The 23,599-nt window shown below is 69.9% G+C and carries 21 protein-coding genes and 1 other RNA gene; 15 read left to right on the top strand and 7 right to left on the bottom strand.

Annotation, left to right across the window (positions count from 1 at the left end; translation table 11 throughout):
- The first annotated feature begins 60 nt into the window (after positions 1-60).
- Positions 61-915, top strand: a complete 855-nt coding sequence (locus V4F39_RS13935) for an aldo/keto reductase (protein ID WP_332290118.1) — start codon at positions 61-63, stop codon at positions 913-915.
- A gap of 25 nt (positions 916-940) precedes the next feature.
- Entirely contained in the window at positions 941-2,164 is a 1,224-nt protein-coding gene (purT, locus tag V4F39_RS13930; RefSeq protein ID WP_332290117.1) for a formate-dependent phosphoribosylglycinamide formyltransferase, read from the top strand.
- On the opposite strand, the gene fusA is transcribed toward purT, so the two are convergent.
- Positions 2,142-4,217 (bottom strand): elongation factor G, encoded by a 2,076-nt coding sequence (gene fusA / locus V4F39_RS13925; RefSeq protein ID WP_332290116.1) that lies wholly within the window; start codon positions 4,215-4,217, stop codon positions 2,142-2,144. The two genes, purT and fusA, sit on opposite strands and share 23 nt — an antisense overlap.
- 296 nt (positions 4,218-4,513) lie before the next feature.
- On the opposite strand from fusA, the gene V4F39_RS13920 reads away from it, so the two are divergent.
- Together V4F39_RS13920 and V4F39_RS13915 are read left to right on the top strand one after the other, a co-directional pair.
- Positions 4,514-5,203 (top strand): hypothetical protein, encoded by a 690-nt coding sequence (locus V4F39_RS13920; RefSeq protein WP_332290115.1) that lies wholly within the window; start codon positions 4,514-4,516, stop codon positions 5,201-5,203.
- A 2-nt stretch (positions 5,204-5,205) separates the two neighbouring features.
- Positions 5,206-5,463, top strand: coding sequence for a hypothetical protein (locus V4F39_RS13915; RefSeq protein WP_332290113.1), 258 nt, complete (start codon positions 5,206-5,208; stop codon positions 5,461-5,463).
- A 13-nt stretch (positions 5,464-5,476) separates the two neighbouring features.
- Here V4F39_RS13915 and V4F39_RS13910 read toward each other — a convergent pair whose 3' ends face one another.
- Together V4F39_RS13910 and V4F39_RS13905 are read right to left on the bottom strand one after the other, a co-directional pair.
- Positions 5,477-7,021: an AMP nucleosidase gene (locus V4F39_RS13910; RefSeq protein ID WP_332290112.1), complete on the bottom strand. Its 1,545-nt coding sequence runs from the start codon at positions 7,019-7,021 to the stop codon at positions 5,477-5,479.
- A 139-nt stretch (positions 7,022-7,160) separates the two neighbouring features.
- Positions 7,161-7,358 (bottom strand): hypothetical protein, encoded by a 198-nt coding sequence (locus tag V4F39_RS13905; RefSeq protein WP_332290111.1) that lies wholly within the window; start codon positions 7,356-7,358, stop codon positions 7,161-7,163.
- A gap of 119 nt (positions 7,359-7,477) precedes the next feature.
- On the opposite strand from V4F39_RS13905, the gene V4F39_RS13900 reads away from it, so the two are divergent.
- Together V4F39_RS13900 and V4F39_RS13895 are read left to right on the top strand one after the other, a co-directional pair.
- Positions 7,478-8,287, top strand: a complete 810-nt coding sequence (locus V4F39_RS13900) for a DUF72 domain-containing protein (protein WP_332290110.1) — start codon at positions 7,478-7,480, stop codon at positions 8,285-8,287.
- Between the two features lie 70 nt (positions 8,288-8,357).
- Positions 8,358-10,040 (top strand): MBL fold metallo-hydrolase, encoded by a 1,683-nt coding sequence (locus V4F39_RS13895; RefSeq protein ID WP_332290109.1) that lies wholly within the window; start codon positions 8,358-8,360, stop codon positions 10,038-10,040.
- Positions 10,041-10,070: 30 nt separating this feature from the next.
- On the opposite strand, the gene V4F39_RS13890 is transcribed toward V4F39_RS13895, so the two are convergent.
- Positions 10,071-11,003, bottom strand: a complete 933-nt coding sequence (locus tag V4F39_RS13890) for a transglutaminase family protein (RefSeq protein ID WP_332290108.1) — start codon at positions 11,001-11,003, stop codon at positions 10,071-10,073.
- 62 nt (positions 11,004-11,065) lie between these two features.
- A complete protein-coding gene (locus V4F39_RS13885; RefSeq protein WP_332290107.1) occupies positions 11,066-11,770 on the bottom strand; it encodes a PEP-CTERM sorting domain-containing protein in 705 nt (234 codons plus the stop codon).
- A gap of 208 nt (positions 11,771-11,978) precedes the next feature.
- Between V4F39_RS13885 and V4F39_RS13880 the strand changes: the two genes are divergently transcribed.
- The 6 genes from V4F39_RS13880 (at position 11,979) to pyrC (ending at position 17,346) form a co-directional block, all read left to right on the top strand.
- On the top strand, positions 11,979-12,893 hold the full coding sequence (locus V4F39_RS13880) for a LysR substrate-binding domain-containing protein (RefSeq protein ID WP_332290106.1): 915 nt from the start codon (positions 11,979-11,981) through the stop codon (positions 12,891-12,893).
- A gap of 231 nt (positions 12,894-13,124) precedes the next feature.
- Entirely contained in the window at positions 13,125-14,021 is an 897-nt protein-coding gene (locus tag V4F39_RS13875) for an amino acid ABC transporter substrate-binding protein (RefSeq protein ID WP_332290105.1), read from the top strand.
- Between the two features lie 101 nt (positions 14,022-14,122).
- Positions 14,123-14,827, top strand: coding sequence for an amino acid ABC transporter permease (locus V4F39_RS13870; protein WP_332290104.1), 705 nt, complete (start codon positions 14,123-14,125; stop codon positions 14,825-14,827).
- A gap of 1 nt (position 14,828) precedes the next feature.
- Positions 14,829-15,497 (top strand): amino acid ABC transporter permease, encoded by a 669-nt coding sequence (locus tag V4F39_RS13865; protein ID WP_332290103.1) that lies wholly within the window; start codon positions 14,829-14,831, stop codon positions 15,495-15,497.
- Between the two features lie 18 nt (positions 15,498-15,515).
- On the top strand, positions 15,516-16,250 hold the full coding sequence (locus V4F39_RS13860) for an amino acid ABC transporter ATP-binding protein (RefSeq protein WP_332290102.1): 735 nt from the start codon (positions 15,516-15,518) through the stop codon (positions 16,248-16,250).
- A 28-nt stretch (positions 16,251-16,278) separates the two neighbouring features.
- On the top strand, positions 16,279-17,346 hold the full coding sequence (pyrC, locus tag V4F39_RS13855) for a dihydroorotase (RefSeq protein ID WP_332290101.1): 1,068 nt from the start codon (positions 16,279-16,281) through the stop codon (positions 17,344-17,346).
- Here the strand turns inward: pyrC and V4F39_RS13850 are convergent.
- Together V4F39_RS13850 and cysK are read right to left on the bottom strand one after the other, a co-directional pair.
- Positions 17,291-19,252, bottom strand: coding sequence for a serine/threonine protein kinase (locus tag V4F39_RS13850; RefSeq protein WP_332290100.1), 1,962 nt, complete (start codon positions 19,250-19,252; stop codon positions 17,291-17,293). The two genes, pyrC and V4F39_RS13850, sit on opposite strands and share 56 nt — an antisense overlap.
- Before the next feature lie 8 nt (positions 19,253-19,260).
- Positions 19,261-20,181, bottom strand: coding sequence for a cysteine synthase A (cysK, locus tag V4F39_RS13845; protein WP_332290099.1), 921 nt, complete (start codon positions 20,179-20,181; stop codon positions 19,261-19,263).
- A 51-nt stretch (positions 20,182-20,232) separates the two neighbouring features.
- Between cysK and rnpB the strand changes: the two genes are divergently transcribed.
- The 3 genes from rnpB to V4F39_RS13830 all read left to right on the top strand — a co-directional run bounded on the left by rnpB (position 20,233) and on the right by V4F39_RS13830 (position 23,584).
- Positions 20,233-20,561: RNase P RNA component class A (rnpB, locus tag V4F39_RS13840), an RNA gene on the top strand.
- 45 nt (positions 20,562-20,606) lie between these two features.
- Positions 20,607-21,812, top strand: coding sequence for a multidrug effflux MFS transporter (locus tag V4F39_RS13835; RefSeq protein WP_332290098.1), 1,206 nt, complete (start codon positions 20,607-20,609; stop codon positions 21,810-21,812).
- 71 nt (positions 21,813-21,883) lie between these two features.
- Positions 21,884-23,584, top strand: a complete 1,701-nt coding sequence (locus tag V4F39_RS13830; RefSeq protein WP_332290096.1) for a response regulator — start codon at positions 21,884-21,886, stop codon at positions 23,582-23,584.
- Positions 23,585-23,599: the final 15 nt, after the last annotated feature.

The raw sequence follows: 23,599 nt of genomic DNA, 5'->3' as shown, positions 1-23,599 counted from the left end.
GCACGTTCAGCAGGCCGGCGGCCTACACTGACCGGCCGATTCCCACCGACCGAGAAGTCCATGCGCAAAGTGATGCTGCCGCACGGCGAGGAAGTGCCGGCCCTTGGGCTGGGCACCTGGCGCATGGGCGAGCGGGCCGACCAGCACGGCCGCGAGGTGGCTGCGCTGCGCACGGCGCTCGACCTGGGGTACCGGCTGATCGACACCGCCGAGATGTACGGCGAGGGCGGCGCCGAGCGCGTGATCGGCGAGGCCCTTGCCGGCGCGTTGCGCACCGGCGCCGTGGCGCGCGAGGCGCTTTTCCTGGTCAGCAAGGTGTACCCGCACCACGCCGACGCGCAGGGCGTGCAGGCCGCCTGCGAGCGCAGCCTGCAGCGCCTGGGCGTCGATTCGCTCGACCTCTACCTGCTGCATTGGCGCGGTGGGGTGCCGCTGGCCGAGACCGTGGCCGGCTTCGAGCGCCTGCAGCAGCGGGGGCTGATCCGCCGCTGGGGCGTCAGCAACTTCGACGGCGACGATCTCGCCGAACTGGCCTTGCTGCCCGGCGGTGCGGCTTGCAGCGCGAACCAGGTGTACTACTCGCTGAGCCAGCGGGGCGTGGAGTTCGACGTGGCGCCCTGGCAGCGGGCGCGAGGGATGCCGCTGATCGCCTATTCGCCCATCGACCAGGGTGCGCTGGCCGCCCACCCGTCGCTGCGCGTGCTGGCCGAGCGCCACGGTGCCCAGCCCGCGCAGATCGCGCTCGCGTGGCTGTTCGCCCGGCCCGGCACGATCGCGATCCCGAAGGCCGTGCGCGAGGCCCATCTGCGCGAGAACCTCGCGGCGGCCGACCTCGTGCTGGCGGCCGACGAACTGGCCATGCTCGACCGGCTGTTCCCGCCTCCGCAGCGCAAGCAGCCGCTGGCCATCCTCTGAAAACCACGCAACTTGCAGAAACGATATGACCGTCACACTTGGCACCCCGCTGTCGCCCTCCGCGACCAAAGTCATGCTGCTGGGCTCGGGCGAACTGGGCAAGGAGGTGCTCATCGCGTTGCAGCGACTGGGCGTCGAGACCATCGCGGTCGACCGCTACGACAACGCGCCCGGCCAGCAGGTGGCGCACCACGCCCGCACCATCTCGATGAGCGACCCCGCGCAGCTGCGCACGCTGATCGAGGCCGAGCGGCCGCAGCTCGTCGTGCCCGAAATCGAAGCCATCGCCACGCAGGTGCTGGAGGCGCTCGAGGCCGAGGGCCGCGTGCGGGTGATTCCCACCGCCCGCGCCGCGCGGCTCACGATGGACCGCGAGGGCATCCGCCGCCTGGCGGCCGAGACGCTGGGCCTGCCGACCAGCCCCTACAAGTTCTGCGACTCGCTGGGCGAACTGCAGGCCGCGATCGATGCGGGGATCGGCTACCCCTGCATCGTCAAGCCGGTGATGAGCAGTTCCGGCAAGGGCCAGAGCAAGATCGACGGCCCGGCGGACGTGGCCGCGGCCTGGGCCTACGCCATGGCCGGCGGCCGGGTGAGCCACGGCCGCGTGATCGTCGAGGGCTTCATCGACTTCGACTACGAGATCACGCAGCTCACCGTGCGGGCCCTCGGCGCGGACGGGCGCGTGCAGACGCACTTCTGCGACCCGATCGGGCATGTGCAGGTCGGCGGCGACTACGTCGAGAGCTGGCAGCCCCATCCGATGACGCCGGCGGCGCTCGAGCGTTCGCGGCGCATCGCCCGCGCGGTGACCGACAACCTCGGCGGCCAGGGCCTCTTCGGCGTCGAGCTGTTCGTCAAGGGCGACAACGTATGGTTCAGCGAGGTCAGCCCGCGGCCGCACGACACCGGCATGGTGACGATGATCACGCAGCAGCAGAACGAGTTCGAGTTGCACGCGCGCGCCATCCTCGGGCTGCCCGTGGATACCGCGCTGCGCACCCCGGGTGCCAGCGCGGTGATCTACGGCGGTGTCGACGCCCAGGGCATCGTCTTCGATGGCGTCGACGCCGCGCTGCGGGTGCCGAACACCGAACTGCGCCTGTTCGGCAAGCCCGAAAGCTTCGCCAAGCGGCGCATGGGCGTGGCGCTGGCCCACGACGCCGACGTCGAGCAGGCCCGATCCCGCGCCAAGGAGGCGGCCTCGCTCGTGAGGCCGCGTGCCGTCAGTCCTCGTCCTTCTGCTTGAACTGCGCCGTCAGCGCCTGCTGGGCGTTGGGCGGCACCGTGTCGTAGTGGCTCAGCGCGACGGTGTAGCGGCCCTGGCCGCTCGTCATGGCGTTCAGGCGGGACTGGTAGGCGCTGAGCTCCGACAGCGGCGCCTGCCCGCGCACCACGGCCTGCCCGGCGACACCGGGGTGGGTGCCGCTAATCAGGCCGCGGCGCGATGACAGATCGCCGGTGATGTCGCCCAGCGCCGCTTCGGGCGCCGTGATCTCCAGGTCGACGAAGGGCTCCAGCACGATCGGCCGCGCCTCGCGCACCGCCGCCATGAACGCCTTGCGGCCCGCGGTCGCGAAGGCGATCTCCTTGCTGTCGACGCTGTGCGCCTTGCCGTCGAACACCGTCACCCGCACGTCGACGACCGGGTAGCCGGCGATCACGCCCTGCGCCAGCACCTCGCGCACGCCCTTTTCGACCGCTGGGATGAACTGGCCGGGGATCGCGCCGCCCTTGACCTGGTCGACGAACTCGAAACCGGCCCCGCGGGGCAGGGGCTCGACGCGCAGGAACACCTCACCGAACTGGCCTGCGCCGCCGCTCTGCTTCTTGTGGCGGTGGTGCCCTTCGGCGGGCGCGGTGATGGTCTCCCGGTAGGCGATGCGCGGCGGGCGGGTGTTGACGTCGAACTTGTAGACCTCGCGCAGCCGGTCCAGCAGCACGCGCAGGTGCAACTCGCCCAGGCCGTAGACCACGGTCTCGTTGGTGTGCGTGACGTGCTCGACCTTCAGGCAGGGATCCTCGTCGACCAGCTTGCCGAGGATCTCCCACATGCGCTGCTCGTCGCCCGGCCGCTTCGGCTCGATCGCCAGGCCGTGCACCGGCACCGGGAACGGCAGCGGCTGCAGGTGGATGTGGTCGTCCTCCGCGGCATCGTGCAGCACCGCGTCGAAATGCAGGTCGTCGATCTTCGCGATGGCGACGATGTCGCCGGGCACCGCCTGCGCCACTTCCACGTGCTCCTTCCCCTGCAGCATGAAGAGGTGGTTCACCTTGAAGGGCTTGCGGCCGTCGCCGATGTAGAGCTGGCTGTCGCGTGTCACCGTGCCCTGGTGCACCCGCAGGTAGCCCAGCTTGCCGACGAAGGGGTCGATGCTCACCTTGAACACATGGGCCAGCACGTGCATTCCTGGATCGGGCCGGGCTTCGATCGGCTCGGCCGCGGCCCCTTCGCCCTTCAGGAAGGCGGGCGGGTTGCCCTCGGCCGGGTTCGGCAGCAGCTTGACGATGACGTCGAGCAGTTCCGCCACGCCGGCGCCGGTGCGTGCCGAGACGAAGCACACGGGGATCAGGTGGCCCTCGCGCAGCGCCTGCTCCAGCGGCGCGTGCAGCTCGGCGGGGTCGACGTCGCCGTCGTTCAGGTAGCGCTCGACGAAGTCGCCGTCCACCTCCACGACCTGCTCGACCAGCGCGCGGTGCGCGGCATCCACGCTGGAGAAATCGGCCTGGCCTTCGCGGCGGTAGAAGCAGTCCACCACCGCCGTGCCGCCCTGCGCAGGCAGGTTCAGCGGCAGGCACTCGGTGCCGAACGCGTCGCGCAGGCTGGCCAGCAGCGCCGGCAGGTCGGCGCCGGCATCGACCTTGTTGACGATCACGATGCGGTCGAGGCGCCGCTCGGCGGCGTAGGCCATCATGCGCACCGCCATTGGCTCGATGCCCGTGGCGGCATTGACGACGATCGCCGCCGTTTCCACCGCTTCGAGCGCGGGCAGTGCCTGGCCGATCAGGTCCGGCGCGCCCGGGGTGTCGAGCAGGTGGATGCGCGTGCCGTCGTGCGCCAGGTGCAGCGCCGAGGCGTTCAGCGAATGCTGCATGCGCCGCTCGAGCGGATCGTGGTCGCTGACGGTGGTGCCGCGCTCGAGGCTTCCGGGGGCACCGATCATGCCGGCGCGGTGGAGCAGGGCTTCGGCGAGGCTCGTCTTCCCACTGGCCTGCGGCCCCACCAGCGCCAGCGTTCGCAAGGCGGCGGTGGCGGCCTGGCCGGACGGGGTGCCGGGGGTGCCGTTGGAGGGGCGTGGCATGGCTGTCTCCTTGCGGCCGGGCCGTTGCACAGCCATTGAAGTCAAGGTGCCCGCGGACCGCGGGTGCGGTCCGCGGGGGCCGGAATGCCCGGCCAGCCTACGGGAAGGCCGCCCGGTGCACAAGCGGGGCAATGGCGAGGCGCCGCATGTGCGCTTCCGCTGCGCGCGACAGCGGCCACCGTCCTTGTCCTACAGGATTTGTCCCGCGTGCCCGACAGCGGGATGGGGCGGCTTGACGCAGGATTGCGCCATCGCCGGTGGCGGCGCTACGATGGATCGAAGGTGTCGAGGTTCCCATGCCGACCTGCACTTTTCCCTTGCTTGGCCTTCGGGGCTCGCGCGCGGCGTTGATGGGCCTGGCGGTCGTGGCGGCGCCGGTGTCATGGGCTGCGGACGCGCCATCGTCCGGTGCCTCGGTGGCCATCGCCAACACCCTGCTGGGCCGTGTCAGCGCCACCGGTGGCGTACTGGACGAGGCGGACCCCGCCGTGCACATCACTGCTGAGCAGTCCACCACGCCGGCCCTGGCCGACGAAGCGGGTTCCGATGCACAGGGCCGCGTGTACGGCGAGGTCTCACGCGTCACCGTCACCCGTTGGCGGACGCAGGGGCGGGCGAGCCTGGGGGTGGGCATCGGCGCTGTCGGCTACCGCAGCGTGCAGGGCACCCTCAACGCGGCAGGCGCGCCGGATGCCGCGCTGCTCCATCCTTCTCCCGCCCTCACCGTGGGCCTTCGCCTGGGGCTGTCGCCGCGAGCGACGATGTTCGCGGATGCCTCCGGCACCGTGGGCTGGCCGCCTGCTCGCGACAACGGCTGGTCGTCAGCTTACAACACACGCGTCGGCATGGAATTCAAGAGCGCGCGTGCTGCGCGGAGCTTCGGCTTCGATCGCGGCGCGATCGCCATGCAGCTCGACTCCGGGTATCGGCTCCAGATGAAGCCACGGCGCGGCGGCCTGGCCATCTACCTAAGAGGACAGTTTTGATCATGACCCCTTCACGTCCCACTCCAGACCGCGACGGCCCCCCGGCGCAGCGCAAGCCCCAGGGCACGACGCACACGGCCGACGAGGCGCGTGAGCCGGCGCCCCGCCTGCCGCACGAACACGACGAGTCGGCCGACAGCGCTGCCAAGGCCCCCGATCCCGAAATCCGCCAGGCGCATGACGACCTGGAGCGCGGCCTGGTCGACACGGACCGGGGGCGCCCGATGGACGAGGCCTACCGCAAGCAGAAGCAGCGCTAGCCCCGGCTGGCCGCTACTGGAACGCCACCTCGGCGAAGCTGCGCAGCTTGCGGCTGTGCAGTTCGTCGAGCCGCAGGCGGCGCAGGAGTTCGATGGCGCGCATCCCGATGCGCAAGTGCTGGTCGACCCGCGCGCGATAGAAGTGGTTGGCCATGCCGGGCAGCTTGATTTCCCCATGAAGGGGCTTGTCGCTCACGCACAGCAGCGTGCCGTAGGGCACGCGGAAGCGGAAGCCGTTGGCCGCGATGGTGGCTGACTCCATGTCGAGCGCGATCGCCCGGCTTTGGCTGAAGCGGCGCTCCGGCGTGGTCAGCTGGTGGTGGAACGGTAGCAACTCCCAGTTGCGGTTGTCGGTGGTGGCGACCGTTCCGGTGCGCATCACGCCTTTCAGCTCGTAGCCGGAGAGCTGCGTGATGTCGGCCACCGCAGCCTCGAGCGCCACCTGCACCTCCGCCAGCGGGGGGATGGGCACCCACAGCGGCAGCTCCTCGTCGAGCACGTGGTCCTCGCGGACATAACCGTGGGCCAGCACGTAGTCGCCCAACTGCTGCGTGGTCCGCAGGCCGGCGCAGTGGCCCAGCATGATCCAGGCGTGGGGGCGCAGCACCGCGATGTGGTCGGTGATCGTCTTTGCGTTGGAAGGGCCGACGCCGATGTTGACCATCGTGATGCCGCTGCGGTCGGGGCGCACGAGGTGGTAGGCCGGCATCTGGGGCAGCCTGGGCGGCACCGCGCCGAGCTCGTCGCCCGGCTCGTGGGCGGAGCCGTTGCGGCGCGTGACCACGTTGCCCGGTTCGACGAACATCGTGTAGCCGTCGCTGGCGGCGGGGTCTTCATGCCCGGCCTGGTCGTCGAGCAGGTCGCCCTGACCGAGCGGGGTGGACATGACCTCGTGGCCCAGCCGCACGAATTCGTCGATGTAGAACTGGTAGTTCGTGAACAGCACGAAGTTCTGGAAGTGCTCCGGCGCGGTGCCGGTGTAGTGCCGCAGGCGATGCAGCGAGTAGTCGACGCGGGGAGCCGTGAACAGCGCGAGCGGCTGCGCCTCTCCGAACGCCGCCTCGTGCGTGCCGTTGGCGATCCCGTCGTCCATGGCGCCCAGGTTCGGCAGATCGAACAGGTCGCGCAGCAGCAGCCGGCCCTGGGCCGACAGCGTGCCCTCGACATGGTCGTGCTCGGCGAACGAGAAGTGCACCGGAATGGGCTGGGTGCTCACCCCCACCTCGAGCGGAACGCCATGGTTGCGCACCAGCAGGTGGAACTGCTCGCGGTAGTAGTCGGCGAAGAGCTCGGGCCGCGTCAGGGTCGTTTCGAAAACCCCGGGCCCCGAGACGAAACCATAAGACAGGCGCGAATCGGCGCGTTGCACGGTATCCACCTGCACGCGGACGAACGGGTAGCAGGCGCGCACCCGTGAAGCCGGCACCTGGCCGGTGAGGTACGCATTGAGATGCTGGCGCAGGTGGGCGATACCGGCGTCGTACAGGCCTTTGGCGTGCTCGAACGCCTTGTCGGCATCGGTGAATTGCTGGGCAGGCGGGTTGTCGGGCTCGATCATGCTGCATTGTGGCGCCGGCGCGGTGGAGCGCCCGCTGGCCACGCTGCTTGCAAGCCCCGGGCCGGGATCACGTCGCTTGGCGCCCAGGGCCACGCTGCCTCAGACGCTCAGCGGGCGTCTGAGGCAGGCCGCGGTGTGTTCAGATATCGCCGGGGGAGGCGGTGGGCCGCCGGGCCTCGGCGGCATCGGCCAACAGCGACTGAAGCCCGGGCAGCGCAGCTTCGTATCCGACGTCGTAGTCGTCCGCCGAAGGCGTTTCCGCGGGAGCCGCCGACGCTGCCGACGAAAAATCCCAGCGCCGACCGCTTGACTCCATCCAATCCTGTTCGCTTGACATGGCCTACTCCCTAACGACGAGTGTGATAGTGCGGGCTGGCGGAGGCGGGGGCCATCCGTCAAATGGGGGAACTGGTGTAGTCGGTTTCCTACAAGCCCAACTTGAAGGGAATCTGGACCATGACCCCTCGAATTCGTGTCGGCATCGGCGGCTGGAATTTCGCCCCCTGGCGGAGCAATTTCTATCCCGAGGGCCTGCCTCAGACGCGTGAATTGGGCTATGCCGCCGAGCGGCTGACGGCGATCGAAGTCAACAGCACCTATTACAGCTCTCAGAAGCCTGCGACCTTCGCGAAGTGGCGCGATGCCGCTCCGGAAGGATTCGTGTTTTCCCTCAAGGCGTCGCGCTATGCGACGCAGCGGCGCCACTTGGCCGAAGCGGGCGAATCCGTCGAGCGGTTCGTCGGCAGCGGTATCGCGGAACTGGGCAACAAGCTCGGCCCGATCGTGTGGCAGCTGCCGCCGACAAAGGCCTTCGACCCGGACGACCTGGCGGCGTTTCTGGCGCTGCTGCCCTCGAAGGTGGCCGGCTTGGCGCTGCGGCACGTGCTGGAGGTCCGGCACCCGAGCTTTGCCGTGCCGGCCTACGTCGAGTTGGCGCGCCGGCACCACGTTGCGACCGTGTTCACCGATGCCGCAGACCGTTACCCCTCCCTCGCCGACGCGACGGGCGGCCTGGTCTATGCACGCCTGATGTGCGCGCAAGCGGCGCAGCCGACGGGGTACAGCGCCGCGGCGCTGGCCGCCTGGGCGGACCGGGCCCGGCAGTGGGCGCAGGGAAAGACACCACCGGACCTGCCCGTCGTGTCCGCCGCCGCGCCTGCCAAGGCGAAGCCGCAGGACGTCTTCGTGTTCTTCATCAACGGCGCGAAGGAGCGGGCGCCGGCGGCGGCGATGGCGCTGATCGATCGGCTCGGCGCCGGCGGCTGACGTCGGCGCCGCTGCAGCCGGTTCTGGCGTGGGGCATTATTCGTGTTTGCCCTGCCTGACGCCAAACGCCATGTTCGATGCGCTGAACCGCTCCGCTGCCGACCCCGAGGGACGGCCTCCCCGGCCCTCGGCCACGATCGTCGTGGTGCGCGAGTCGCCCGCCGGGCCCGAGGTGCTGCTGCTGCGCCGCGCGGAGCGGGGCGACCACAACAGCGGCGCCTGGGTGTTCCCCGGCGGGCTGGTCGATGCCGGCGACGCCGGGTGCGCAACCTGCTGCGACGGCGTCGGCGAGGCCACCGCCAACGAGCGCCTCGGCGTCCCGCGTGGGGGTATCGACTATTACGTGGCTGCCGTGCGCGAGTGCTTCGAGGAATGCGGCCTGCTGTTTGCACGTGATGCCAGCGGCGCCATGGTGCGCGAGGACGTGGTGGCCGGCTTGGATGGGTACCGTGCGCCGTTGCACCGCGGCGAGACCAGCCTGCCCGAGCTCTGCAGGGCCCAAGGGCTGGCCCTCGCGCTGGACGCCCTGGCCTATTACGCGCACTGGGTGACGCCGCTGGGCATGCCGAAGCGTTTCGACACGCGCTTTTTTGTCGCCGAGGCGCCGGCCGGCCAGGCCGCGATGCACGATGCGGCCGAAACGGTGGAGCACCGCTGGCTGCGCCCGGCGGACGTGCTGGCCGACCGTGCGGCCTTCAGGATGCTGACGCCCACGTTGACGACCCTGGAACTGATCGCCCGGCACCCGACGGCAGCCGGGTTCCTCGCGTGGGCCCGCGCGCTGCGCGAGGTGCCGACGATCCAGCCGCGGCTCGGCACGGGGCAGCAGGGCCGGCGGCCCGTGACGCCCGACGAGCCGGCATGGGCGGAGATCGGCAGGCTCGACCCGCACGGGCACGGCGTCGCGTGCTACGACATCCAGACCGGTGTGCCCGTGCGGTTGTCGCCGCACCTGATCCGCGTGACGGCCGGCAACGGCAGCGTGATGACGGGCCCCGGCACCAACACCTACCTGGTGGGCGGCGGGCCGCGCAACGAGTGGGCAGTGATCGATCCCGGCCCGTCGTCGGCCGCCCACGTGCAGGCCGTGCTGGCCGCGGCGCCCGGGCCGATCCGCCAGATCCTCGTCACGCACACGCACACCGACCATTCGCCGGCGACGGTCGCGCTGAAGGCGGCGACGCAGGCCACGGTCATGGGCCGCGTGGCCCTGCATCCCATGTGGCAGGACCCCAGCTTCTCGCCGGATCGGGTGTTGGAAGGGGGCGAACGGATCGCCGTCGACGACGGCGTCACGCTGCGGGCGATCCACACGCCCGGCCACGCGTCGAACCACATCTGCTACCTCCTGGAGGAAGAGAAGACGCTCTTCACCGGCGACCACGTGATGCAGTTGTCCACCGTGGTCATCAATCCGCCCGACGGCGACATGCGCGCCTACATCGCCTCGTTGCGCGAGCTGTCCACCGGCGAGGACCTCGACTGGCTCGCACCGGGCCATGGCTTCCTGATGGCCCGTCCGCGCCAGGCCATGGAGGCCATCATCGCCCACCGGCTCCGACGCGAGGCGAAGGTCGTCGAGGCGATGCGCAGGCTCGGGCCGTCCACGGTGGAGCAGTTGCTGCCCGCCGTGTACGACGACGTGCCGCCGCGCCTGCATCCGGTGGCGATGCGCTCGCTGCAGGCCCACCTGCTGAAGCTGCGCGACGATGCAGCCGCCGTGGAGCGAGAGGCGGTCTGGTCCCTGGCCTGACGGCGGGGCGGGCCCCTCGGGCCCGAGGGGTCAGTCGCCCGGCACGACCCGGCGGACGTGCACGGTGACGTCCATGCCGACGTAGGCGTCGGCGTCGCCGTACCAGCTGCCCGTGATCGGCGCGGCCTGGTCCGGATCCCGTGCGACGCCGACGCGGATCAGCTGGTTGCCGCCGAGCAGGTTGTTCGTCGGATCGAACGGCAGCCAGCCGGCGCCGGGCAGGTAGGCCTGCAGCCACGCATGGGTGCTGCCGGCGCCCACCGTGGGCGCAGCGCGCGGCGCTTCGGGCGATGGCGGCCCCATGTCCGCCGGGCTGCCGTTGTCGAGCGCCGGGTCGTACAGGTAGCCCGAGACGAAGCGCGTGGCGATGCCGAGGCGGCGCGCCGCTTCCATCATCAGCAGCGCGAAGTCCCGGCAGGTGCCGCTGGCCAGGGCCAGGGTCTGCAGCGGCGGCTGCGTGCCTTCCTCGTCCCGGCTGACGTAGTCGAAGTGGTCCCGGATGTGCTGGTTCATCTGGACCAGCATGTCCCGCGTCAGGGTCGGACCGTCCGTGCGGAGGAACTGCCGCGCCCAACGCGTCAGTTCTCCCTGCGGATCGTCGTAGTGCGGGCGCAGGTAGTGCTCGAGGTCGAATCGCTCCTCCACGCCGTAGGCGAACGGAAATATCTCGGCGCTGGGCGACAGCGGAAGTTCCAGGTTGTGGCTGTGCGCGTGCTCGATGGTGAACGTGCAGACGATGCGCAGCTCCGTGGCCGGCCCGAGCGGCTGCACCAGGGCAACGGAATTGGAGTGCGGATCCTGGATCAGGCGCACGTCTGCCGCGGGGCTCACCTCCAGGTCGGTGGCGAGCACGCGCAGGTCATGGCTGTCGCGCGGCCGGAACATCACCCGGTGCTCGCCGAAGGTGACCGGCGCGGCGTAGCGGTAGCAGGTGGTGTGGGTGATGTCGTAACGGGTGAACATCGACGGGCATGTGCTGCGGAGACGCCGCGATCATGCCCGTGTCGGATGCCGGGCCGCGCGGATCAGGTACGGCGCCGGGCGCGCAGGCCCAGGCCGGCGAGCCCGGCGATCATCAGCGCGACGGTCGAGGTCTCCGGCACGGCAGAGGTCAGCGTGAGGTCGTCGATGAAGAAGTCGCCCAGCGCCATGCCATCGGGGGCCGGATTGAGCACCGTGCCGTTGAACACGATGGAGTGGCCGATGCCGGCGAAGCTCAGCCTGTAGAAGGCCCACTTGTTGTAGCGACCGTACTCCTGGTCGCTGAAGGCGCCCTTGAAGGGCGCGTCGTCGGAGCCCAGCAACTCGAGCGCCGCCGTGCCGCTGCCGGATTGCGCCAGCACGTTGTTCGAGGCGTCGAGCACCGTCACCGTCGCGCCCGTGTTGATCGTCGAGTACCAGAAAGAGATCTCGTCAACGAAGCCAGGCTCGAAGCTGACCACCGCGCCGACGGTCGATGTCGCCGGCTTGTACAGCATCATCGCGCCGTAGGGGGTGTTGGGCGCGCGGCCGAAGTTGCCGGTGCCGTTGCCGATGTCGGGCCGCCGGTCGTCCGCGTCTTCGTCGACGAACACGATGGCATTGCTGAACGACACGCCAGGGATGGGGGCGTAGTGGCCGTCGTCGAGCCGGCTTTCACGGGTCTCGAAGTCGATGGTGAGCGCCGACGCCAGGGCGGGTGCCAGGACCAACGTGGAGACCAGCCATTTCGGCACGGCAAGCTTTGACATCCCTGTACTCCTGGGCTTGAACGGAGGCTCGGTTTATGGTGCGGGCAAGCAACAAGCCTGCCGCGTGAAGTTATCCTCGAAATGTAACCAGCGAACACACGCTGCAGCGTGACGAAGTGCCCCCTTCGTTCGTGGGGTTCGCACCGTCGCACTCGACCAAGGGGGGTCGTCCATCGGGCCGCTGGACCTGACCCCTACACTCGCCCGCGTGGAAACCAAGTGGTTGGAAGACTTCATCACGCTGGCTGAGACGCGCAGCTTCTCACGCTCCGCGCAGCTCCGGCATGTGACGCAGCCCGCGTTCTCCCGGCGGATCCAGGCGCTCGAGGCCTGGGCCGGCATCGATCTGGTCGACCGGTCGTCGTACCCGACACGCCTCACGCCGGCCGGAGAAACCTTCCATGCCCAGTCGCTGGAGATCATGGGCGCGCTGCAGGCCACTCGGAACATGATGCGCAGCCACCAGGTGAGCGGGCAGGACATGATCGAGTTCGCCGTGCCCCACACGCTGGCGTTCAACTTCTTCCCGCATTGGTTGATGGACCTGCGCCGCCGCTTCGGGGCGATCAAGAGCCGCCTGATCGCTTTGAACGTGCACGATGCGGTGCTGCGCCTGACCGAGGGCACCTGCGACCTGCTGATCGCCTACCACCACACCTCGCAGCCGCTGCAGCTGCCACCGGAACGCTACGAAATGCTGAGTCTGGGGCAGGAAACGCTCGCGCCCTACGCCAAGGCCGATGCAGACGGATTTCCGATGTTTCGGCTGCCGCCGATGACGGCCGACCGTGTGCCGTTCCTCAGTTATGCCTCCGGTGCCTACATGGCGCGCATGGTCGAGCAGATCGTCAAGCTGGCGCCGGAGCCTCCGCCGCTTGAGCCGATCTATGAAACCGACATGGCCGAGGGCCTGAAGGCCATGGCGCTCGAAGGCCATGGCTTGGCCTTCCTGCCGGCCAGTGCCGTGCGCAAAGAGCTCAAGTCGCGCCGGCTGGTCAGCGCGGCTGGCAGCCCCGGCTACGAGCTGACGATGGAAGTGCGCATCTACCGCGAGCGCCCCGACAGCGCGCGCCACGTGAAGCCGCTCGCCGCGGCCGTCTGGGATTTCCTCAGCCGCGGTTGAGGGGCCCCTGCCAGGGACTAACCCTGCCCGCCCATGCCGCTTGTGCATCGCGCGGGGTACAAACAAGTATTGGCGTGCCGAGGCACCACGCCATTACATTCGCGCCCAGTTCCGGTGCGGGGGTGGCCCGAAAGCTGCATACATGCACCGATCTACGCAGATGTCCAGACGGGTTTCACCTGTGCGACACGTTTCTAGAATGCCTTCCTCTCTGTCAAAGGAGCCCGTGCAATGAAAAAAATGATGATGGCGGCAGCCCTCGCCGTCGTGGCTGGCGGCGTGGCCGCGCAGACCACCGACACCCTCAAGAAGATCAAGGACAGCGGGTCCATCACGCTGGGCACCCGTGAATCCTCGGGCGCCCTGGCGTTCACGCTGGGCGACGGCAAGTACACCGGCTTCCATACCGAGATGGCCGAGCGCATCGTCGCCGATCTGCAAAAGCAGCTGGGCACCAAGATCGCCATCAAGTACCAGCCGGTGACTTCGCAGAACCGCATACCGTTGGTGCAGAACGGCACGGTGGACCTGGAATGCGGCTCCACCACGAACAACGCCGCCCGCCAGAAGGATGTCGCCTTCGCGGTGACCACCTACGTCGAGGAAGTGCGCATCGCCGTCAAGGCGAATTCCGGCATCAACTCGATCGCCCAGCTCACCGGCAAGAAGGTCGCCACCACGACCGGCACCACCTCGGTCCAGACCCTGCGCAAGCACGAGCGCGCCGCAGGCGTGAATTTCGAGGAGGTGTACGGCAAGGACCACGCCGACGCGTTCCTGCTGCTGGAATCGGGCCGTGCCGATGCGTTCGTGATGGACGGGCAGATCCTGGCCGGCAACATCTCCAAGTCGAAGAACCCGGCCGACTTCAAGATCGTCGGCGAGGTCCTCTCGGTGGAGCCCATCGCCTGCATGCTGCGCAAGGGCGACACCGCGTTCAAGACCGCGGTCGACGACAGCATCAAGGGCATGATCAAGAGCGGCGACCTGGCCAAGCTCTACGACAAGTGGTTCATGCAGCCCATTCCGCCGAGCAACACCAAGGTCGGGCTGCCGCTGTCGGAGGCCACCAAGGCCGCGTGGGCGAACCCGAACGACAAGCCGATGGAAGACTACGCCAAGAAATAAGGCCGTAGCGACACCGCCCCGGGCCACGGCCCGGGGTTTGCTTTGACCGAGGGGTCCGGCATCGGCGCCGGTGCGGTCGAGAACACTTCAGGAGGCGGCCTTTGGGCACGTGGGATTGGCAATTGTTTCTACAGGACACCGGCGGGGGGGAAACCTACCTCGACTGGATGATGTCCGCATGGGGATGGACCTTGAGCGTGTCCGTCCTGGCCCTGCTGCTGGCGCTGGCCATCGGCTCGTTGATGGGCATCTTTCGCACCACGCCGAGCAAGGCGCTGGTCTTCCTCGGCAACGCATGGACCGAGCTGTTCCGCAACATCCCGTTGCTGGTGCAGATCTTCCTCTGGTACCACGTGCTGCCATCGATCTTCCTGGTGCTGCGCGACGTGCCCAGCTTCCTGCTCGTCGTGTTCGCGCTCGGGTGCTTCACGTCGGCGCGGATCTCCGAGCAGGTGAAGGCCGGCATCCAGAGCCTGCCGCGCGGCCAGCGTTATGCCGGCCTGGCGGTCGGCCTCACGCTGCCGCAGACCTACCGCTACGTCCTGCTGCCGATGGCGTTCCGGATCGTCATCCCTCCGCTCACGTCGGAGTCGATGAACATCGTCAAGAACTCGTCGGTGGCGTTCGCGGTGTCGATCGCCGAACTCACGATGTTCGCGATGCAGGCTTCCGAGGAAACGTCCCGCTTCGAGGAGATCTTCATTCCTGTGACGCTGCTGTACTTCATCTCGGCGTTTGCGATCAACCGCGTTGCGCAGCTCATCGAGAAGCGGCTGCGCATCCCCGGCACGATCGGAGGCAAGTGAGATGGGTGCGCTCGATTTTTCCTTCCTGAACTGGGGCGTCATTCAGAGCTTCGTCCTCAAGGGCTTCCTGTTTTCGATCCAGCTGACGCTGATCGCGATGGTGGGCGGCATCGTGCTCGGCACGCTGCTCGCACTGATGCGCCTCTCCGGCAAGCCGTGGCTCGAGATCCCCGCGGCGGCCTACGTGAACACCATGCGCAGCATCCCGCTGGTGATGGTGATCCTGTGGTTCTTCCTGCTGATCCCGAAGCTGCTCGGCCAGCCGCTGGGCGCCGAGGTGTCGGCCATCATCACGTTCACGCTGTTCGAAGCCGCCTACTATTCCGAGATCATGCGCGCCGGCATCCAGTCGGTGCCGCGAGGCCAGGTGTATGCGGGCTACGCGGTGGGCATGACCTACTCGCAGACCATGCAACTGGTGGTGCTGCCGCAGGCCTTCCGGAACATGCTGCCGGTGCTGCTCACGCAGACCATCATCCTGTTCCAGGACACTTCGCTGGTCTACGCGATCGGCGCCTACGACCTGCTCAAGGGCTTCGAGGTGGCCGGCAAGAACTTCAACCGCCCCGTCGAGACCTACCTGGTCGCCGCGGTCCTCTATTTCGTCATCTGCTTCAGCCTGTCGATGCTCGTGCGCCGGCTGCAGAAGAAGATCGCCATCATCCGTTGAGCCAATAGAAAGCTCGTCATGATCGATATCAAGAACGTCAGCAAGTGGTACGGCAGCTTCCAGGTGCTCACCGACTGCACGACCACCATCAAGAAGGGCGAGGTCGTCGTCGTCTGCGGGCCGTCGGGCTCCGGCAAGAGCACGCTGATCAAGACCGTCAACGCGCTGGAACCGATCCAGAAAGGCGACATCGTCGTCGACGGCACCTCCATCAGCGACCCGAAGACCAACCTGCCCAAGCTGCGCAGCCGCGTGGGCATGGTGTTCCAGCACTTCGAGCTGTTCCCGCACCTGACGGTGACCGAGAACCTGACGCTGGCGCAGATCAAGGTGCTGGGCCGCAACAAGGACGAGAGCACCAAGCGCGGCCTGAAGATGCTCGACCGCGTGGGCCTGATCGCCCACAAGGACAAGTTCCCGGGCCAGCTCTCCGGCGGCCAGCAGCAGCGCGTGGCGATCGCCCGGGCGCTGTCGATGGACCCGATCGTGATGCTCTTCGACGAGCCCACCTCGGCCCTCGACCCCGAGATGGTCGGCGAAGTGCTCGACGTGATGGTGCAGCTCGCCAACGAGGGCATGACGATGATGTGCGTCACCCACGAGATGGGCTTCGCGAAGAAGGTCAGCCACCGCGTGATCTTCATGGACGCCGGCAAGATCATCGAGGATTGCAGCAGCCAGGAGTTCTTCCAGAACCCCGACGCGCGTTCGCCGCGCGCGAAGGACTTCCTCTCCAAGATCCTCCAGCATTGACCGGCCCCGGGGCGGGCAGAATCGGCGCATGAGCCTTCCCGCCCCTCCCGTTGCACCCGGCGGCAGCATCACGCTGGCCCGTCCGGACGATTTCCACCTCCACCTGCGCGACGGCGCCGCGCTCGCCGCGGTGCTTCCGCACAGCGCGCGGCAGTTCGCGCGGGCGGTCGTGATGCCCAACCTGCGCCCGCCCGTCACCACGGCGGCGCAGGCCCAGGCCTACCGCGAGCGCATCCTGGCGGCCCTGCCGGCCGGCGCGCGCTTCGAGCCGCTGATGACGCTGTACCTGACCGACCTGCTGCCGCCCGACGAGATCCGGCGCGCGAAGGAGGCCGGCGTGGTCGCGGTCAAGCTCTACCCAGCGGGGGCGACCACCAACAGCGACGCCGGCGTCACCGACCTGCGCAAGACCTACGCGACCCTGGAAGCGATGCAGCGCGAAGGCCTGCCCTTGCTGATCCACGGCGAAGTGACCGACCCCGACATCGACCTCTTCGATCGCGAGGCCGTGTTCATCGACCGTGTCATGCGCCCGCTGCGCCGCGACATGCCGGAGCTGAAGGTCGTGTTCGAGCACCTGACGACACGCGAGGGCGCGCAGTACGTGGCCGGCAGCGACCGCTTCACCGCCGCCACCCTCACGCCGCAGCACCTGCTGTTCAACCGCAACGCCATCTTCCTCGGCGGCCTGCGCCCGCACTACTACTGCCTGCCTGTGCTCAAGAGCGAGGAGCATCGCCAGGCGCTGGTGGCCGCCGCCACGTCGGGCAGCGACAAGTTCTTCCTCGGCACCGACAGCGCACCGCATGCCGCCCACCTCAAGGAGCATGCGGGCGGCCATGCCGGTTGCTACACCGCGCTGACGGCCTTGGAGCTGTACGCCGAGGCCTTCGATGCCGTGGGCGCCATCGACAAGCTCGAAGGCTTTGCCAGCTTCCACGGCGCCGATTTCTACGGGCTGCCGCGCAACGAGGGCCGCATCACCCTCCGGCGCGAGGAGTGGACGGTGCCCGAGGCCGTGCCGTTCGGCGACGCGCAGCTCAAGCCGCTGCGGGGCGGCGAGACGCTGCGCTGGCGGGCCGTCCCGGAAAGCTGAGCTCAGCGGCACGCCACCCCGCCGCGGAGGGTGCCGAACCGATGGGGCCGGCCGCCGTGGCGTCCTTCCAGGCCGACCAGGCCACCACGGCCATCAGCACCAGGAGCACCACCGCCCCGGCCACGGCGAGCCACAGCCGGCGGGCCGGCGAGGCCGGCTGCAAAGGTGACGGGCGATGCGCGCGGTCTTCGTCGGTGACGGCAGGCTCGGCAGGCGGCACGGGCTCGCTGTCCCGAGGGAACTCGGTGCGCGCGGGCGGCGGCGCTTCCTCCGACGCCCCGGCGCCCCGGCGCGGCGGCGCCGGCGGCAGCGAGCCGATGGCCGCGGCGATGGCCGCGCGCACGGCGTCCTCGTCCGGCTCGCGATCCGGGTCCGTGAGGGTGGGTTCCGCGGGGCCAGGCTTCCCAGCGGGGGCGAAGGATTCGGTCGGCGGCAGCTCGAAGCCGTCCGCCTGGCCTTCGTGCGCGGACAGCGCCGTGGGCGCCGCTGGCGCTTCGCCGAACGCCGGCTCGCCGGCGGCGTGCGCGTCGACGGGGTCCGCCTCCGGCGCGCCGGAGGCCTCCGCGGCTCCGTTGCCATGGCGTGTCCACGCGGCAGGCGCGGCTTCGCTGGCCACGCTGCCACGGAACTCGTAGCTCACCGAGCTTGCCATCAACTGCGGGATCGGATCGTGCTCCGGCGCCTCCGGCGGCTGCCAGGTGTCCACGGGCCGGTGCCAGCCACCCCGGGGATCGAGGAACCGGGGCAGCGGCTCCTCGTCGCCGGCAGCAGGCTGCAGCGCCGCTGGGGCGGCGGACGCCGGCGTGTCGCCCCCTTCTCGCGAAGGCTGCAGCGGCACCGGCATGCCGGGCGGCTCGGTCGTTTCGGGCGCCGCGGCCGGCGGCGGTGCGGGCGCCACCGCCGGGGCAGCCGACCATCGCGAGGTCGCGGTGCCGGCCGACGCCGGACCGGGCCAGGGCCGCGTGGCCGTCATGTCGATCGGTTCGCTGGGCAGCGTGAAGTCCACGTCCCCGGCCGGGGCGCCGCTCGGCCGCAGCCCCATGGCCTGCCGGAAGGCCGAGACGGATTGCGGCCGATCGCCCGGCTGCGGGGAGAGCGCACGCTCCAGCACGTGGGCGAGTGCGTGGCCGATGGGCGCGCGGGCGCGCAGCGCATGGGCGGTGGGTTGCTCGCCCCGGCCGCCGGGCGGTGGCGCAGCCATCGCAAACCGAGCCAGCGCCGCGAGCGCATAGAGGTCGCTCCAGGCGCCGCGCGGCAGGTGCCCGCCGCTGGGCAGCTGTTCCACCGGCGTGTAGGCGGGATCGAGCGCGCCCTGCAATGAACGCCTCACGGTGCCGAAGCCCAGCAGCAGCGCACGCCGCCCCTCCGCCAGCAGCACCTGTTCGGGCTGCAGGTAGCCATGCACGAGGTTGGCGGCGTGCAGCCCTTCCAGCGGCACGAGCAGGTCCGTCAGCAGGCGCCGCAGGGCCCCCTCGTCCATCGAGTCGGTGTAGAGCGCGCGCCAGGAGGCGAGCGTGCGGCCGGGCGCGAACGGCATCACCCGCACGACCGTGCCGCGCTCCTCGAACAGGCCCGTCACCGGCACCAGGCCGGGGATCTCCAGGTGCGCCAGCAGCCGGGCTTCCTCCACGAAGGCCTGGCGGCCGGTGGCGAACAACGCCGCGTCGGCCGGCGTGCGGGGGGCTACCGCGCCATCCTCGCCGCGCGTGCAGAAGGCAGGCGCGAAGTACTCCTTCAGCGCGACGGCGCGCCGCAGCATCGGGTCGACGGCGTGGTAGACGATCGCGAACTCGCCGACGGCGAGCACCGAATCCACCACATGGCCGCCAACACGCGTGCCCAGTGGCAGCGCATGCTCGTGCACGGGGGCCTGGGCGGTGCCGGGGGGCTTGGAAGAGGTCGCCACGGTGCGCTTCACTCGGCGGGCAGGAAGCCTTCCACCGACAGGTACCGCTCGCCGGTGTCGTAGTTGAAGCCGAGCACCCGGGCGCCGGCCGGCAGTTCGGGCAGTTTCTGCGCGATGGCCTGCAGCGTCGCGCCGCTGGAGACGCCCACGAGGAGGCCTTCTTCGCGGGCGCTGCGGCGCGCCATCTCGCGCGCGGCCTCGGCATCGACCTGGATCACGCCGTCGAGCAGCGCGGTGTGCAGGTTCTTCGGGATGAAGCCGGCGCCGATGCCCTGGATCGGATGGGGCGCCGGGGCGCCGCCGCTGATCACCGGCGATGCGGCCGGCTCGACGGCGAAGACCTTGAGCTGCGGCCACTGCGCCTTCAGCACCTGTGCGCAGCCGGTGATGTGGCCGCCGGTGCCCACGCCGGTGATCAGCGCATCCAGGCCCTCGGGGAAGTCGGCCGCGATCTCCTTGGCGGTGGTGCGCACGTGCACGTCGATGTTGGCGGGGTTCTCGAACTGCTGCGGCATCCAGGCGCCGGGCGTCTCCGCCACGATGGCCTGGGCCTTGGCGATGGCGCCCTTCATGCCGTCGGCGCGCGGCGTGAGCACGAACCTGGCGCCGTAGGCCAGCATGAGCCGGCGGCGCTCGATGCTCATGCTGTCGGGCATCACCAGCACCAGCGTGTAGCCCTTGACGGCCGCCACCATCGCCAGCCCGACGCCGGTGTTGCCGGAGGTGGGCTCGACGATGGTGCCGCCCGCCTTCAGCAGGCCGCGGGCCTCGGCGTCCTCGACCATGGACAGCGCGATGCGGTCCTTGATCGAGCCGCCGGGGTTGGCACGTTCCGACTTGATCCAGACGTTGGCCGACGGGCCGAAGATGCGGCTGATGCGGATATGCGGTGTGTTGCCGATGGTGGCAAGGACGTTGTCGGCGCGCATGGGGTCTCCTGCTGAAACGGAAATCGCGATAGACCGCGATAATCGCACGGTGAAGCAAGCCAGACCGCCGCTGGTGCGATCGTGGAAACACGGCACTGGAGGAAGGTCCGGACTGCACAGGGCAGCGCAGGAGCTAACGGCTCTCCACCGCGAGGTGAGGATCAGAGCAACAGAGACGAGCCGATTCAGTTCGGGTGAAACGGGCAATCTCTGCGCGCAGCAACACCAAATAGGCACACGTTGATTCGGCCCGAGGAGTGTGCGGGTAGGTGGCACCGAGCCGTGTGGGCGACCCACGGCCCAGAGGAATGGCGGTCACGCGCCGGCCTTCGCAAGAAGGACGGCGTGCACAGAATCCGGCCTATCGGCTTGCTTCACACTTTTGCCTTCGGGCGCGGCGGGAAGAAAAACAGAATCGAGACGCCTTGAATCCCCGAGCATCCACCTTGTGGCGCGGCCCGCGCTGGACGCTGGCGGTGCTGCTGGCCTGCCTGAGCACCGTCGGCCCGTTCTCGATCGACACCTACCTCCCGGCCTTCTCGGGCATCGCCCGGTCGCTGGGCGCGTCGCCGGCCGCGATGCAGCAGACGCTGTCGGCCTTCCTGTTCGGCTTCGCGCTGATGAACCTCTTCCACGGGGCCCTGGCCGACAGCTTCGGCCGCCGGCCGGTGGTGCTGTGGGGCATGGGGCTCTTCACGCTCGCGTCGCTGGGCTGTGCGCTTTCGCAGAACGTGGGCACGCTGGTGTTCTTCCGGGCGCTGCAGGGCATTTCGTGCGGCGCCGGCGTGGTGGTGTCGCGCGCCATCATCCGCGACATGTTCCCGCCGCACGAGGCGCAACGGGTCATGTCGCAGGTGACGATCTACTTCGGCGTCGCGCCCGCCGTGGCGCCCATGGTCGGCGGCCTGCTCTTCGTCCACCTGGGCTGGCACGCCATCTTCTGGTTCCTCGTGCTGGTCGGCACGGCGCTGTGGGCGATCGCCTGGCGGCTGCTGCCCGAGACGCTCGATCCGGCGCAACGCCAGTCGTTCCACCCGCGCCACCTGTTGGCGGGCTATTGGCAGCTGGGCGCGAGCCCGCGCTTCATGGCGCTGGCGCTGGCCAGCGGCATCCCCTTCAACGGCATGTTCCTGTACGTGCTGTCGACGCCGGTGTTCCTGGGCGACATCCTCCACCTGGCACCCACGCAGTTCTTCTGGTTCTTCTGCATCAGCATCGGCGGCATCATGGCCGGCGCCTGGACCTCGGGCCGGCTCGCGGGGCGCATCAAGCCCCAGCACCAGATCCGCCACGGCTTCCTGATCATGCTGGTGATCTCGGCCGTCAACGTGGTGCTCAACCTGCTGTTCGAGCCGCACCCGGCGTGGGCGTTGCTGCCGATCGGCGTCTTCGCCTTCGGCTGGGCGCTGATGATGCCGGTGGTGACGCTGCTGGTGCTCGACCAGGCGCCCGATCGGCGCGGCATGGCGTCGTCGCTGCAGGCCTGCGTCGGCAGCCTCGCCAACGGGCTGGTGGCGGGCGCCGTGGTGCCGCTGGTGATGCACTCGGCGATCGCGCTGGCCTGCACCTCGGCGGCGATGATGCTGATCGGCGTGCTCGCCTGGGTCTGGGTCAAGCCGCGGGTCACCTGAGCCGAGGGGCTGTTTGAGCGGCGTGGATTGCAGTGGCGGGCGCTATGCTCGCCCGTCACACGCAGTCAGCCATGAAGCCGCCGTCCACCCAGCCTCCCGATCGTCCGCAGTGGCGTCGTTGGTGGCGGCAGTTCCGGGGCCGCCCCGGCCTCGAGCCGTCCGCTGCCCCGGCGCCCGAGGCCCAGGCGGAGGCCGGCACGCTCCGCGCACCCGATGCCGCCGCCGATGCGGCCGCGCTGCGCAGCGCCCTCGCGCTCAGCGAGGCGGCCGGCCGGTCCAAGTCGGAGTTCCTCGCCCAGCTCGGCCACGAGATCCGCACGCCGATGAGCGGCATCACCGGCATGGCCGACCTGCTGGCCGCGACGCAGCTCGACGCGACGCAGCGCGGCTACGTCGAAATGATGCAGCGCTCGGCCGGCAGCCTGCTCGCGCTGGTCGACCGGTTGCTGGACTTCACCCGCCTCGAGGCCGAGCCGCCCGAACTGCGGACCGATCCGGTCGCGTTGCGCGGGTTGCTCGACGCCGCCGTGGCCGAGGTGTGGCCGAGGGCGCAAGGCAAGCGGCTGCTGCTCGAGTGCCTGCTCGCCCCCGACCTGCCTGCCTGGGTGCGCGGCGACGCCTCGCGCCTGAGGCAGGTGGTCGGCCACCTGCTGGACAACGCCCTGGAGTTCACGGCCGTCGGGCAGGTGCTGCTCGCCGCACGGCCGGCGCCGCAGGGGGGGCTGCTCATCGAGGTGAGCGATACCGGCATCGGCATCCCGCCTGCGCTGCAGGCCAGCGTGTTCACCCCCTTCGTGCAGGCGGACGCCAGCCTCGCCCGGCGGCAGGGCGGCATCGGCCTGGGCCTGGCGGTGGTCAGCCTGCTGGTGCATGCGATGGGTGGCACCGTCGTGCTCGACAGCGAGGAAGGCCACGGCGCCGTCTTCCGCATCCATCTGCCGCTGGTTGCCATCGAGGCCCCGCCGGTGCTCGCGGCGGCGCGCGAGACCGGCCAGCCGCTGCGCGTCGGCGTGATCAGCGACGCGCCGGCGAGCCAGCAGGCGTGGCAGGGCCGCCTGCGGCACTTCGGCCACGAGGTGGTGGCCTCCATGACCTGGCGCGAGCTGGCCTTCGAGCCCGAGCGGCTCGCGACCGAAGCGCCCCACGTGGTGCTGTACGACGAGCCCTCGGGCGGCTGGCCGCCCCACGGCCTCGACGACGAGGCCCCGCGCTGGGTGCGGCTGCTGGTGCAGCGCGGCGAGGCCGGCGGGGCGCTGCCCGGCGGCGCCGTGACGCGGCTGCAGCGTCCCGTGGACGACGCGGCGCTCGCCCGCGCGCTCGATGCGGCCAGCCATGGCGCACCGGTGCCGCCCGCGGCGGCGGCCGAGGAGCCCGTGGCGGCCCCGCTGCGCGGCCGCGTGCTGCTGGTGGAGGACCACGAGATCAACCAGGTCGTCGCCCGCTCCTTCCTGGAGCACCTGGGCTTCGAGGTGGATGTCGCGGCCGACGCCCCCGGCGCGCTCGGGGCGCTCGACGCACGCGACTACGCCGCGCTGGTCATGGACTGCCAGATGCCGGGCATGGACGGCTACGAGCTCACCCAGCGCATCCGGGCCGGCGAGGCCGGCTTGCGCGCGCAGCGCACGCCGATCATCGCGCTCACTGCGCACGCCACGCCGGCCGACCGCGAGCGCTGCCTGCAGGCCGGCATGAACGACTACCTCGCCAAGCCGGTGAACGCCCAGCTGCTGGGCAGCACCCTGGAGCGCTGGCTGGCGCCCACCCGCGGCTGATCGCGCATCGCGCAT

The organism is Aquincola agrisoli, assembly GCF_036621135.1.
GTDB classification, from domain to species: Bacteria; Pseudomonadota; Gammaproteobacteria; order Burkholderiales; family Burkholderiaceae_C; genus Aquincola; species Aquincola agrisoli.
This window is presented reverse-complemented; position numbering and strand designations above follow the sequence as displayed.